Below are 13,859 nucleotides of genomic sequence, written 5' to 3'. Positions count from 1 at the left end.
CCGCCGGCACCGGACGGGCCGGAAGCACCGGAAGGGCCGGTACAAGGGGGCCGGAAAACATCCGGAAGCGGCCGAAAAGCACCCACCCCCGGGCCGGGGAACGCCGCCCCCGGTCCACCCGACGCACGAGGACGCACACGGACGGAGGCGGACACACGACGAGGGCCGCGGGACGTCGAAGTCCCGCGGCCCTCGTCCGCGTTCTGTTCCCTCGGCCCCGCCCGGTCTCACCCGATCGGAGGCCCGGCCTCCGCCGCTGGTCCGATCGGCTCAGCCGTCCGGCGTCGCGAGGGGCCGGTGGACCACCGGTCGGCATGGACCGGGATCAGCCCGAGGCCCCAGCCCCCGGCCGCCAGCAGCCCCAGCATCGCCCCTTCGGGCAGCCGTCCGGCACCCGCCGACAGCCACCAGCCGGACCCGACGGCCAGGACCGTCAGGAGCGCCAGCAGCACCAGGACCCGCCGGGACCGCACCCGCCGGAGCCGTATTCGGGCCCCGGCACGCATCGCCGCCGCATTCCGCACGACCGCCTCCTTCGCTCGACCCGGGCCGCAGAGGGCCCGCTCCGAGACCGGGTCAGGCGGCGACCACGTCCATCGCGGCGGCCTTGGGCGAGATGTTCGCCCGGTCGGAACCGGGGGCCGGCAGCGGTACCGGTTCGAGCACCGGCCTCAGCAGTTCACCTTCGGAGAGGGTGGCCATCGCCGCAAGTTCGGCGAGCGACAGTTCGTCGCTGACCTCGCGCATGACCTCGGACATCCGGACGTCGAGTGCGTCGCAGATGGCGGAGAGCAGCTCCGAGGAGGCCTCCTTCTGTCCCCGCTCGACCTCGGAGAGGTATCCGAGCGAAACCCTGGCTGCCGCCGACACCTCGCGGAGTGTGCGGCCCTGGCGCTGGCGCTGCCGACGCAGTACATCGCCCAGTAGGCGACGGAGCAGGATCATCGGTGCCTCCCTCCTCGGACTGCGGATCGAGATGTCACGCCCCCACCGTACCGCCTTGCCCGCTTCGCGTGCGGGGACCATGGTCGTGTTCACTCTGGGCTGCAAGGCTGTCCCCTCCCCTGTTTCGGTGTCGCGCCCGGGCCGGTGGGCACCCCGTCGTACCCTCCGGGCGGCACCGGGTCACCGCCGCGCCACTCGTTCGCCACCTGGTTTCTGCCCAACCAGGGCCTCCGATGTAACACGATCCTGCAGTTGTCCGATGCCCGCACGCCAGTTCGGTGGATCCCGGTTCGACGGAGATCCTGCGAGCGGCCTTCGGCGGGAGCCGGGTCCGAGGTGGTGCGTGGACGGTCGGAGGCACGGTGACGACAGTGCGGACGACGCTCAGCGCGTGGGCGTACCGGACGGGAGCCGCCCTACGAGCAGCTCCAGAGCGGCGGTCACCGCCCCGTGACGGATTGTGGCACGCTCCCCCGACAACCGTGGCGAACTGACCAGACTTCCCCCCGGGCCGGCCACCGCGAGGTGTACCGTGCCGACCGGCTGCCCGTCCTGCGGCTCCGGACCGGCCACTCCGGTGGTCGCGATCCCGTAGGTGGCGCCGAGCAGCTTCCGCACGCCTTCGGCCATCTGCCGGGCCACCACCGGGTGGACCGGGCCGTGGACCGCCAGCAGTCCCTCGTCGACCCCGAGCACCGAGGCCTTCAGCTCGGTCGCGTACGCGGTCACCGACCCCCGGAAGGTCGCGGAGGCCCCCGGGACGTCCACCAGCGCGGCCGCCAGCAGTCCGCCGGTCAGCGACTCCGCGACGGCCACCGTGCCGCCCTCCGCCCGCAGCCCGGCGTGCACCCGCTCGGCCAGTCCGAAATCACCCGGCCCGAAATCACCCGGCCCGAATTCGGCCGGCCCCGAATCGGCCGCCCCGGCTCCGCCGCTCATCCCGACGTCCCTCCCTCGCGTTCCCCGGGCCCGCCCCGGAGTACCCGTCATTGTGGGCCCGGAGGGCCGTCGGGGAGCCGCTCCGCCCCGGCATTCACCCGGTCGTGCGCCGCGCGGCCAGACCCTCCCGGCGGAGGCGCAGCGCCTGCCCCACGTAGTCCAGCGCGGTGCCGACGGTCAGCAGTACCGCGACCCCCATCAGCAGGGCCCTGCCGGTGGCCAGCCAGCCGGTCAGCTCCAGCACGTACATGCCGACCGCGATGCCCTGGGTGAGCGTCTTGATCTTGCCGCCCCGGCTGGCCGGGATCACGCCGAAGCGGATCACCCAGAACCGCATCAGCGTGATGCCGAGCTCGCGGGCCAGGATCACCACGGTGACCCACCAGGGGAGGTCCCCCAGCACCGAGAGCCCGATCAGCGCCGCGCCCATGATCGTCTTGTCCGCGATCGGATCGGCGATCTTGCCGAAGTCGGTGACCAGGCCCTTGCGCCGGGCCAGCTCGCCGTCGAACAGATCGGTGATCATCGCGACCGCGAAGGAGGCCCAGGCCACCGAGCGCCACTTGGGATCGTGCCCGCCGTCGGCGAACAGCAGGGACACGAAGACCGGGACCAGCAGCAGCCGGACCATGGTCAGCACGTTCGCGATGTTCCAGATCCCCGGCGCCGGAGGCGCCACGGCCGCCGGTCTGCCCGGGTGGGCCGCGGCCGGGGCGCCTGGCCCCTGGGTCATTCCCCGACTCCGGGCGCCCGGCGGAGCCGCACCTGCTCCAGCGCCTCGGCGACCAGGTCGACGCCCTCGCTGGCGACCACCCGGGCCCGGTAGAACTGCCCGACCTCCGGGTCCTCGACCCCGAGCAGGGTGGTGAGGCCGTCCGTCTCCGGGGCCTGGTGGGCGGCACGGCCCTCGACCACGTCCCCGTCGACCGACTCGACCAGCACCTCGACCTCGGTGCCGATCCGCTCCTCGGCGCGCTGGGCGGTCATCTCCTCGGCGAGCCGGGTGAGCCGGGCCAGCCGGTCGGCGACCACGTCCTCCGGCAGCTTGCCGTCGTAGCCGGCGGCCTCGGTGCCGTCCTCGTCCGAGTAGCCGAAGACGCCGATCGCGTCCAGCCCGGCGTGGGTCACGAAGCGCTCCAGCTCGGCGAAGTCCGCCTCGGTCTCACCGGGGAAGCCGACGATGAAGTTGGACCGGGCGCCGGCCTGCGGGGCCTTGCCGCGGATGGAGCCGAGCAGCTCCAGGAACTGGTCGGTGGAGCCGAAGCGCCGCATCCGCCGCAGCACGGCCGGCGCGGAGTGCTGGAACGACAGGTCGAAGTAGGGCACCACGTCCGCGGTGCCGGTCATGGCGTCGATCAGCCCGGGGCGCATCTCGGCGGGCTGGAGGTAGGACACCCGGACCCGCTCCACACCCTCGATCGAGGCGACCTCGCCGAGCAGGGTCTCCAGCAGTCGGATGTCGCCGAGGTCCTTGCCGTACGAGGTGTTGTTCTCGCTGACCAGGACGACCTCGCGGACGCCCTCCCCGGCGAGCCACTGGGCCTCGTGCAGCACGTCCGAGGGGCGGCGGGAGATGAACGAGCCGCGGAAGGCCGGGATGGCGCAGAACGAGCAGCGCCGGTCGCAGCCGGAGGCGAGCTTGACGGAGGCGACCGGGTTGTCGTCCAGGCGCTTGCGCAGGGTGCGCGGCCCGGAGGCGGGCGCGAGGCCGTCCGGCAGGTCCTCGGGGGCGCCGTGCCCGGGCACGGCCACCTCGGCGGCGGCGGCCTGGCGCTCGACGGGGCTCAGCGGGAGCAGCTTGCGGCGGTCGCGCGGCAGGTGCGGGGCGTGGTGGCCGCCGGACAGGATGGTCTGCAGGCGGTCGGAGATGTCCGAGTAGTCGTCGAAGCCGAGCACACCGTCGGCCTCGGGCAGCGCGTCGGCGAGCTCCTTGCCGTAGCGCTCGGCCATGCAGCCGACCGCGACGACGGCCTGGGTGCGGCCGTGACCCTTGAGGTCGTTGGCCTCCAGGAGGGCGTCGACGGAGTCCTTCTTGGCGGCCTCGACGAAGCCACAGGTGTTGACGACGGCGACGTCGGCTTCGGCTGCGTCGTCCACGAGCAACCAGCCGTCGGCCTCCAGTCGCCCGGCGAGTTCCTCGGAGTCCACCTCGTTGCGGGCGCATCCGAGCGTGACAAGGGCGACAGTACGGCGATCAGGCATAGGGCCAAGATTAACGCGCGGCCGCCGGAGCCGTTCGCCCCGGAGGCCACACGTTGGTCCCGGCCGGGTTCCCGACCGGTCGGACGCCCCTCGCCATCAGCCCGCCTGCGGGTCGCCGGGGGTGTACGTGACGTGCACCACCTGGCCGTTCTTGCCCGCCGGACCGAGGTCCTTGCCGTTGACGTACACGTGCACGGCGCCGGCGTTGCCGATCACCAGCTTGATCTGCTTGGGGTCGGTGAAGGTCTGGTCCTGACCTTCCTCGATGTTGTTCTGGAACAGCGACTTCCCGGTGCCGTCCACCGCCGAGACCCAGCTGGTGTCCTTCTCGGCCACCAGCTTCACGGTGACCTTGTCGGCCGGGGCGGCGGCGATCGCGGCGGCGCTGGGCGCCGGCGCGGGCGGCTGGACCGTCGGGGTGGGCGCCGGGGCGACCGCGGCGACCGAGCCGGTGCCGGAGCCCGAGGGCAGCGGGGCGCTGGCGGAGCCGGTGGTGCCGACGCCGGACTTGCCGCTCACCAGGTTGAAGCCGATCACTCCGACCACGGCGACGATCGCGGCGACCATCGCCGCCGTCCAGTTCGGGCGGCCCCGGCCGGGGACCTTGATCGGGCCGCTCTCGATCAGCTCGGTGGGCCGCTTGGAGGCCGGGGAGCCGCCGTGCGCGGCGTCGTAGCGGGCCACCAGGGCCTCGCCGTCGACGCGGACCAGCTGGGCGATCGCGCGGATGTGGCCGCGGGCGTAGAAGTCACCGCCGCAGCGACCGAAGTCGTCCTCCTCGATGGAGTGCACGATCGGCACCCGCACGCGGGTGGCACTGCTCACCTGATCCACCGTGAGCCCGGCGTCGATCCGGGCGGCGGACAGCACCCGGCCGATGCTGGGCGCATCGGCCGTCTGTTCCGCGGTGCCGGAGGGCAGCGCGGACGACGGGGCGTTCTCGCGGTCGGGAGACTTGCCGATGGTCACGGTGCACGCCTTTCGAGCGGTTGGCCACCTGCTGGGGAACAGTCTAGGGGCGGGAGCGGATCGTTTCTCAAGCGGAACAGGCCCGAATGCGTTCGCCCGCCCCCGCCGGGGGCCGGGCGTGCACTGACTGTCCGTCGGTGCGGGGGCCGCCGTCTCCGGGACCCCCGTACCGGGGTGGCACATCGTCCGTTGCCCGTGGGACGCCGTCCGCACCCGATCGGTTCCGCACCCGCCGCCTACCCCGGTCCGAACGGGTGAACACTCCCCGGGGCCCCGACACACCGCCCTCCGGCCACCGCGGCACCCTCAGCCGCGGATGGCGACGATCACCCCGTCCAGCTCGTCCGGCTGCACCAGCACGTCGCGGGCCTTGGAGCCCTCGCTCGGCCCGACGATGCCGCGCGACTCCATCAGGTCCATCAGCCGGCCGGCCTTGGCGAAGCCGACCCGCAGCTTGCGCTGCAGCATCGAGGTGGAGCCGAACTGGGTGGAGACGACCAGCTCGGCCGCCTGGATCAGCAGCTCCAGGTCGTCGCCGATCTCCTCGTCGATCTCCTTCTTTGGCCCGCCGCCGACCGTTACGTCGTCGCGGTAGGCGACCGAGGACTGCTCCTTGCAGTGCTTCACCACCGCGGCGATCTCGGCCTCGGTGACGAACGCGCCCTGCATCCGGATCGGCTTGCTCGCCCCCATCGGCAGGAACAGCGCGTCGCCCTTGCCGATCAGCTTCTCGGCGCCGGGCTGGTCCAGGATGACCCGGGAGTCGGCCATCGCCGAGGTGGCGAAGGCCAGCCGGGACGGCACATTGGCCTTGATCAGGCCGGTGACCACGTCCACCGAGGGCCGCTGGGTGGCCAGCACCAGGTGGATGCCGGCCGCGCGGGCGAGCTGGGTGATCCGGACCACCGAGTCCTCGACGTCGCGCGGCGCGACCATCATCAGGTCGGCCAGCTCGTCGACGATCACCAGCAGGTACGGGTACGGGGTCAGCTCGCGCTCGCTGCCGAGCGGCGGGGTGACGGTGCCGGCCCGGACCGCCGCGTTGAAGTCGTCCACATGGCGGAAACCGAACGCGGCGAGGTCGTCGTAGCGCAGGTCCATCTCGCGGACCACCCACTGGAGGGCCTCGGCGGCCTTCTTCGGGTTGGTGATGATCGGCGTGATGAGGTGCGGGATGCCCTCGTAGGCGGTCAGCTCGACCCGCTTGGGGTCGACCAGCACCATCCGCACCTCTTCCGGGGTGGCCCGGGCGAGGATCGAGGTGATCAGGCAGTTGATGCAGGACGACTTGCCCGCGCCGGTCGCGCCGGCCACCAGGATGTGCGGCATCTTGGCGAGGTTGGCCATCACGCTGTGGCCCTCGACGTCCTTGCCCATGCCGACGACCATCGGGTGGGCGTCCTCGGCGGCGGCGCGCGAGCGCAGCAGGTCGCCGAGGTTGACCATCTCCCGGTCCCGGTTCGGGATCTCGATGCCGACCGCGGACTTGCCCGGGATCGGGCTGATGATCCGGACGTCCGGGCTGGCCACCGCGTAGGCGATGTTCTTGGCCAGCGCGGTGATCCGCTCGACCTTGACGGCCGGGCCGAGCTCGACCTCGTAGCGGGTGACCGTCGGGCCGCGGGTGAAGCCGGTCACCCTGGCGTCCACCTTGAACTCGCCGAAGGTCCCGGTGAGCTGGGCCACCACCTCGTCGTTGAGGGCGCTGCGGGCCTTGGCCGGGCCGCCGCGCTCCAGCAGGTCGAGCGGGGGCAGTGAGTAGCCGACGCCCTCGGAGAGCCGGAGCTGCTCCATCCGGACCGGGGCCGGGCCGTGCTCCTCGGGGGCGCCGGGGCCGGCGCCGCCGGTCCTGGCGGCCGGGACGGCGGGCTCCTCCGGCGGGGCGGTGCGGTCCTGCACCTGGTGCATCATGTCCGCCACCGCCGAGGAGGCGGGCACGCCGTACACCAGCGCGCCGTCCAGGTCGGCGGCGGCGCCGGCGGCGATGTCCCGGGTGGCGTACGGGTCCAGGGCCTCCTTGGTGAACATGTCCGGCTCGTCGGCGGGCGCCCCGGCCTGCTCCGGCCTGCGCTTGCGACGGCGCCGACGGGCGGCCACCTCGTCCGTCGAGTCCTCGCCGTCCGTCTCCAGGGTGTAGGGCAGCGCCGAGGGATCGGCGTCCTCCGGCGGCTCGTGGGAGAGCTCGCGCTCCGGCGTGCGCCCCTCGGTCCCGGTGCCCTGCGGACCGGCCTCGACCACCCCGAGCCGGACGCCGACCGCGCGGATCCGCTCCGGGATCCGGTTGACCGGGGTGGCGGTGGTGACCAGCAGGCCGAAGAAGGCGAGCAGCAGCAGCAGCGGCACCGCCAGGGCCGGCCCGGCCGCGGCCATCATCGGGGTGGACGCGGCCCAGCCGATGATCCCGCCGGCCGTCCTTATCCGGGTCGCGCCGCTGCCCATCGCGGGCGCGCCGCAGCCGATGTGGACCAGACCGAGCACCCCGACCAGCAGGGTGGTCAGACCGATCATGATCCGCCCGTTGGCCTCCGGCAGCTCGGGGTGGCGCAGCAGCCGGACCGCCACCGCGGCCAGCAGGAAGGGCACCAGCGCGTCGAGCCGGCCGAACAGGCCGGAGACCACGTTGGTGGCCGCCTCGCCCAGCCAGCCCTGCGGACTGAACCAGGTGCCGGCGGCGGTCACCAGGGCCAGCGCGAACAGCAGCAGGCCGAGGCCGTCCTTGCGGTGCGCCGGGTCGAGGTTCTTCGCTCCGTCGCCGAAGCCCCGGAAGACCGCGCCGATGCCGTGCGCCGCGCCGAGCCAGACGGCGCGCACGGCCCGGAAGAGTATCGGCCGGGGCGGGGGCGGCGGCGGGGCCTGCTTGGCCGCCGTCTTCTTCGCCGGGGCTGCCTTCTTGGCGGCCGCCTTCTTCGCGGGCGGCTTGGCCGGAGCCTTCGCCGCGGCCTTCTTGGACGGTCCCGGACTCGGGTTGCGTGCCGCGCTTCCGGGCGTGCGTGTGGCCATGGGTCAGCAGCCTACCGGGGCACGCGAGCTGTGCCCATGTCGTCCGTCCGGGGTGCCCGGACGTGTCGCCGACACACCGTCACCCCGGTCGTGTTCACCCGGACGGGTGAGCGCCGACGGGCCGGCCGACCGCCCTCGGGGGCGGGCCCGGCGTGTCTCAGTCGGTACCGGGACGCAGCGCGTCCAGGGCCCGCCGGAGTCCGGTCAGCTTGCGCTCCAGGTGCGCCGCGGTGGCCGCCACCCCGCCGTCCTCGGTGCCGTCCAGCTGCTTGGTCAGCGACTCGGCCTGCTCCTCGACGGCGGCCAGCCGGGCCGACAGCTCGCCGAGCAGCGCGCCGCCGATGGCGGGCTCGGCGCCGGTCGCCTCCAGCTGCAGCCGCAGCAGCGCCGCCTGCTCCTTCAGCTGGCAGTTCTTCATGTAGAGATCGACGAAGACCGAGACCTTGGCGCGCAGCACCCAGGGGTCGAAGGGCTTCGAGATGTAGTCGACCGCGCCGGCCGCGTAGCCGCGGAAGGTGTGGTGCGGCCCGTGGTTGATCGCGGTCAGGAAGATGATCGGGATGTCCCGGGTGCGCTCGCGGCGCTTGATGTGGGCGGCGGTCTCGAAACCGTCCATCCCCGGCATCTGGACGTCCAGCAGGATCACCGCGAAATCGTCGGTGAGCAGCGCCTTGAGCGCCTCCTCGCCGGAGGCCGCCCGTACCAGCGTCTGGTCCAGCGCCGAGAGGATCGCCTCCAGTGCCAGGAGGTTCTCCGGCCGGTCGTCGACCAGGAGGATCTTCGCCTTCTGCATTACGACGCGCCCTCCTGTCGCCTGCCTACCTGGGGAAGGCACCCGCGTACTGCCCACCACTACCCCGGTCATGCTAGCCGCACCCCCTCGCCCGGCACATCGCTCCGTCGCGTCCGGATCCGGAGCGGTGCGCAGCCAGTGCACCGGCGTACGCTCACCAGCGAGTCGTCACTCGGTCACTGTTCGCAACGATCGGTGACCCTACCCGGTTCCCGACCCTCCCCGCCAGCAAACCGCCCACCCACCGGCGTGAACCCCGGAGCGTACTCCGGGATTCACGCCCCCGCCATTCGCATGGGCCGAACTCGGCCTTCCGCGGGGCCCGGTGGGCACCGGACACCCGGCCCTCAGGACTTCCGGAGGGTGAGCCACTCGTGCATCACCGACAGCAGGTGGTCGGTCTCCACCGGCTTGGTGATGTGGTCGGTGGCACCGGCCGCCAGGGACTTCTCCTTGTCGCCCTTCATCGCCTTGGCGGTCAGCGCGATGATCGGCAGACCGGCGAACTGGGGCATCCGCCGGATCGCCTCGGTGGTCGCGTAGCCGTCCATCTCCGGCATCATGATGTCCATCAGGACCAGCGCCACGTTCTCGTGCTGCTCCAGCATCTCGATGCCCTCACGGCCGTTCTCCGCGTACAGCACGGTCAGACCGTGCTGCTCCAGCACGCTGGTGAGCGCGAACACGTTGCGCACGTCGTCGTCGACGATCAGCACCTGCTCGCCGTCGAACCGGAGGTCGCCGCGACCGGCCGACCGGACCGCCGGGGCGCTCTCCAGGGTGCGCCCCTCGGCCGCCCGCCCCTCGGCCGGACGGAGGCCGGCGGGCCGGGCCGGGGTGGACCGGCCACCGCCGGGCGGCACGTCCAGGGCCGCGCCGCGACGTCGCTCGACCGCTCCCCGGCGGCGGACCTCGACCAGCTCGCGCACCTCCTGCGCCCAGTGCTCGGCCGGGTTCTCCCCCACCGGCACCGGGGTCCCGACCGGGGTCACCCCGACCGAGGCCCGCAGCGCGGGCATGCCCGGCGCCTGGCCGGCGCCCGGGGCCTCGGTGTGCAGCGGCAGGTAGAGGGTGAAGGTCGAGCCCTTGCCCAGCTCGCTCTCGGCGTGGATCTCGCCGCCGAGCAGCCGGGCGATCTCCCGGCTGATCGACAGCCCGAGGCCGGTGCCGCCGTACTTGCGACTGGTGGTGCCGTCGGCCTGCCGGAACGGCTCGAAGATCTCCCGCAGCTTGTCGCCCGGGATGCCGATCCCGGTGTCCGAGACGGTGAAGGCGATCAGCGGATCGTCCGGCCCCTGGATCGCGCCCGCCTCCAGCAGCTGCTCGCGCACGTGCTGCGGCACGCCCCCGCCCGCGGGGCTGATCGAGAAGTCCACGGCCCCGGTGTCGGTGAACTTCACCGCGTTGGAGATGAGGTTGCGCAGCACCTGCTGGAGCCGCTGCTCGTCGGTGTGCAGGGTGACCGGCAGGGCCGGCGAGACCCGCACCTCGAACTCCAGGTTCTTGTCCAGCGCGACCGGCTGGAACGTCGCCTCGACGTAGTCGACCAGCTGGACGAGGGCGATCCGGGCCGGCCGGACGTCCATCTTGCCCGCCTCCACCTTGGACAGGTCGAGGATGTCGTTGATCAGCTGGAGCAGGTCGGACCCGGCGCCGTGGATGGTGTCGGCGAACTCGACCTGCTTGGGCGAGAGGTTGCCCTCGTTGTTGTCGGAGAGCAGCTTGGCCAGGATCAGCAGCGAGTTCAGCGGGGTGCGCAGCTCGTGCGACATGTTGGCGAGGAACTCGCTCTTGTAGCGGGAGGCCAGCGCGAGCTGTTCGGCGCGCTCCTCCAGGACCTGCCGCGCCTCCTCGATCTCGCTGTTCTTGATCTCGATGTCACGGTTCTGCTGGGCGAGTTGCTCGGCCTTCTCCTGCAACTCCTCGTTGGTGCGCTCCAGTTCCTCCTGGCGCGCCTCCAACTCCGCCGACCGCATCGAGAGTTCCGCGGTCAGCCGCTGGGACTCCAGCAGCAGGCCCTCGGTCTTGGTGTTGACGCTGATGGTGTTGACGGTGACGCCGATGAGGTCGGCGATCTGGTTGAGGAAGTCCAGCGCGACGGTGGTGAAGGAGCTGAAGGTGGCCAGCTCGATCACCCCCAGCAGCCGGCCCTCGAACAGCACCGGCAGCACCACGATGTGGGCCGGCGAGGCCTCGCCGAGCCCGGAGGCGATCTTCAGGTACCCGGGCGGCGCCTCCTTGAGGATGATCGCCCGCTTCTCCACCGCGGCCTGGCCGATCAGCGACTCACCGGGGTGGAAGGTGGTCGGCATCGCCCGGCGCTGGTAGCCGTAGCTGCCGATCAGCCGCAGCACGGTGTCGTTCTCGTCGTCGTCCTCGGTGATCAGCTCGGCGGTACGGCCGGCCGGCTGGGCGAGGAAGAAGGCGCCGTGCTGGGCCGAGACCACCGGGGTGAGCTCGGTCATGATCAGCGAGGCCACCGCCTCCAGATCGCGCCGGCCCTGGAGCAGGCCGGAGATCCGGGCCAGATTGGTCTTCAGCCAGTCCTGCTCCTGGTTGGTGCGGGTGGTCTCGCGCAGGTTGGCGATCATCTGGTTGATGTTGTCCTTGAGCTCGTCGAGCTCTCCGGCGGCGTCCACGTCGATCCGCAGCGACAGGTCGCCCCGGGTCACCGCGGTGGCGACCTGCGCGATCGCGCGCACCTGCCGGGTGAGGTTGTTCGCCAGCTCGTTGACGGACTCGGTGAGGTCCTGCCAGGTGCCGTCCACCCCGGGCACCCGGGCCTGACCGCCGAGCCGCCCGTCGGTGCCCACCTCGCGGGCGACCCGGGTGACCTCGTCGGCGAACGCCGACAGCTGGTCCACCATGGTGTTGATGCTGGTCTTGAGCTCCAGGATCTCGCCGCGCGCGTCGACGTCGATCTTCTGCGACAGGTCGCCGCGCGCCACCGCCGTGATCACCAGCGCGATGTTCCGCACCTGACCGGTCAGGTTGTTGGCCATCAGGTTGACGTTGTCGGTCAAGTCCTTCCAGATGCCGGCCACGCCCGGCACCCCCGCCTGACCGCCCAGGATGCCGTCGGTACCCACCTCGCGGGCCACCCGGGTGACCTCCACCGCGAACGCGGACAGCTGGTCGACCATGGTGTTGAGCGTCCCGGCGAGCGCCGCGACCTCGCCCTGCGCCTCGATGGTGATCTTCTTGGAGAGGTCGCCCGAGGCCACCGCCGTCGCCACCTCGGCGATGTTCCGCACCTGGCTGGTGAGGTTCGAGGCCATGAAGTTGACGTTGTCGGTCAGGTCCTTCCAGATGCCCGACACCCCGCGCACCCGGGCCTGGCCGCCGAGGTTGCCCTCGGTGCCCACCTCGCGCGCCACCCGGGTCACCTCGTCGGCGAACGCCGACAGCTGGTCCACCATCGTGTTCACGGTGGTCACCAGCTCCAGGATCTCGCCCCGGGCATCGACGGTGATCTTCTTCGAGACGTCCCCGCGGGCCACCGCGGTGGTCACCTCGGCGATGTTGCGGACCTGGCTGGTCAGGTTGTTGGCCATCAGGTTGACGCTGTTGGTGAGGTCCTTCCAGGTGCCGGACACCCCCGGCACGCTCGCCTGACCACCGAGGATGCCCTCGGTGCCGACGTCCCGGGCCACCCTGGTCACCTCGTCCGCGAAGGCGGACAACTGGTCGACCATGGTGTTGATGGTGTTCTTCAGCTCCAGGATCTCCCCGCGGGCGTCCACCTGGATCTTCTGCGAGAGGTCGCCCCGGGCCACGGCCGTGGTCACCTGGGCGATGTTCCGCACCTGGTCGGTGAGGTTGTTCGCCATGAAGTTGACGTTGTCCGTGAGGTCCCGCCAGACCCCGGCCGCCCACGGCACCTGCGCCTGACCGCCGAGCCGCCCCTCGGTACCCACCTGGCGGGCCACCCTGGTCACCTGCTCGGCGAAGCCCGAGAGCTGGTCCACCATCGTGTTGATGGTGTTCTTCAGCTCCAGGATCTCCCCGCGCGCGTCCACCTCGATCTTCTGCGAGAGGTCGCCGCGCGCCACCGCCGTGGTCACCTGGGCGATGCTGCGGACCTGACCCGTCAGGTTGTCCGCCATGAAGTTCACCGAATCGGTGAGGTCCCGCCAGACCCCTGCGACACCCGGCACCTGCGCCTGACCGCCCAGCCGGCCCTCGGTACCCACGTCCCGGGCCACCCGGGTCACCTGGGCCGCGAAGCCGTTCAGCTGGTCCACCATCGTATTGACGGTGTTCTTCAGCTCCAGCATCTCGCCGGCCACCTCGACCGTCACCTTGCGGGACAGGTCGCCCTTGGCCACCGCGGTCGTCACCTGCGCGATGTTGCGGACCTGCGCGGTCAGCCGGCCGGCCATGGTGTTGACCGAGTCCGCGAGGTCCTTCCAGCTGCCGGAGACGCTGCGCACCTTCGCCTGGCCGCCCAGCTTGCCCTCGGTGCCGACCTCGCGGGCCACCCGGGTCACCTCGTCGGTGAACTCCGACAGCTGGTCCACCAGCCCGTTGACGGTGCGGCCGATCTTCAGGTACTCGCCGCGCAACGGGTGGCTCACCCCGTTGCTGTGCAGCGAGCGCAGCTCCATCTTCTGGTCCAGGTCGCCCTCGGCGATCGAGCTCAGCACCCGGCCCACCTCGGCCATCGGCCGCGCCAGGTCGTCGATCAACGAGTTGCAGTTGTCGACCGCCGCCATCCAGGCGCCCTCGCCGGCCCCGGTCTCCAGCCGCTCGTTCAGCCGGCCCTCGCGGCCCACCGCACGGCGCACCCGGGCCAGCTCGCCCGTCAGGTGCTGGTTGCGCTCCGCCACCTCGTTGAACACCGCGGCGATCTCCGCCAGCGGTCCGTCCCCGGGCACCGTCAGCCGGCGCCGGAAGTTTCCGTCCCGCATCGCCGTCAGCGCGGCCAGCAGCTTGCGCAGCTCGGCCGGCTCGGCGCCGCGGTTGTGGTTGGCACGCCGGCCGGCCGCGCTCCGCGGCGCGGCCCCGGACC

9 protein-coding genes are annotated in these 13,859 nt (G+C 72.1%); all 9 read right to left on the bottom strand.

Features of this window, described 5'->3' with window-relative positions; genetic code table 11:
• Nucleotides 1-227 precede the first annotated feature (227 nt).
• The 9 genes from ACW14Y_RS27405 to ACW14Y_RS27365 all read right to left on the bottom strand — a co-directional run bounded on the left by ACW14Y_RS27405 (nucleotide 228) and on the right by ACW14Y_RS27365 (nucleotide 13,758).
• Nucleotides 228-524, bottom strand: coding sequence for a hypothetical protein (locus ACW14Y_RS27405; protein WP_380304208.1), 297 nt, complete (start codon nucleotides 522-524; stop codon nucleotides 228-230).
• A 52-nt stretch (nucleotides 525-576) separates the two neighbouring features.
• Complete coding sequence (locus tag ACW14Y_RS27400) at nucleotides 577-945, bottom strand: helix-turn-helix domain-containing protein (protein ID WP_266274422.1); 369 nt, start codon at nucleotides 943-945, stop codon at nucleotides 577-579.
• A 384-nt stretch (nucleotides 946-1,329) separates the two neighbouring features.
• Complete coding sequence (locus ACW14Y_RS27395; RefSeq protein ID WP_456983682.1) at nucleotides 1,330-1,884, bottom strand: CinA family protein; 555 nt, start codon at nucleotides 1,882-1,884, stop codon at nucleotides 1,330-1,332.
• 94 nt (nucleotides 1,885-1,978) lie between these two features.
• Nucleotides 1,979-2,617 (bottom strand): CDP-diacylglycerol--glycerol-3-phosphate 3-phosphatidyltransferase, encoded by a 639-nt coding sequence (gene pgsA / locus ACW14Y_RS27390; protein WP_380304212.1) that lies wholly within the window; start codon nucleotides 2,615-2,617, stop codon nucleotides 1,979-1,981.
• Complete coding sequence (gene rimO, locus ACW14Y_RS27385) at nucleotides 2,614-4,086, bottom strand: 30S ribosomal protein S12 methylthiotransferase RimO (protein ID WP_380304214.1); 1,473 nt, start codon at nucleotides 4,084-4,086, stop codon at nucleotides 2,614-2,616. The genes pgsA and rimO overlap by 4 nt, the downstream gene beginning before the upstream one ends.
• A gap of 96 nt (nucleotides 4,087-4,182) precedes the next feature.
• A complete protein-coding gene (locus tag ACW14Y_RS27380) occupies nucleotides 4,183-5,055 on the bottom strand; it encodes a helix-turn-helix domain-containing protein (RefSeq protein ID WP_380304216.1) in 873 nt (290 codons plus the stop codon).
• A gap of 306 nt (nucleotides 5,056-5,361) precedes the next feature.
• Nucleotides 5,362-8,055: a DNA translocase FtsK gene (locus ACW14Y_RS27375; RefSeq protein WP_456983681.1), complete on the bottom strand. Its 2,694-nt coding sequence runs from the start codon at nucleotides 8,053-8,055 to the stop codon at nucleotides 5,362-5,364.
• A 157-nt stretch (nucleotides 8,056-8,212) separates the two neighbouring features.
• Nucleotides 8,213-8,848, bottom strand: a complete 636-nt coding sequence (locus ACW14Y_RS27370) for a response regulator (protein WP_030396687.1) — start codon at nucleotides 8,846-8,848, stop codon at nucleotides 8,213-8,215.
• A gap of 347 nt (nucleotides 8,849-9,195) precedes the next feature.
• A complete protein-coding gene (locus tag ACW14Y_RS27365) occupies nucleotides 9,196-13,758 on the bottom strand; it encodes a HAMP domain-containing protein (RefSeq protein WP_380304228.1) in 4,563 nt (1,520 codons plus the stop codon).
• Between the last annotated feature and the right edge of the window lie 101 nt (nucleotides 13,759-13,859).

It is taken from the genome of Kitasatospora sp. cg17-2 (assembly GCF_054031055.1).
The sequence above is the reverse complement of the archived record's forward strand: the minus strand, read 5'-3'. Positions and strand labels throughout refer to the sequence as shown.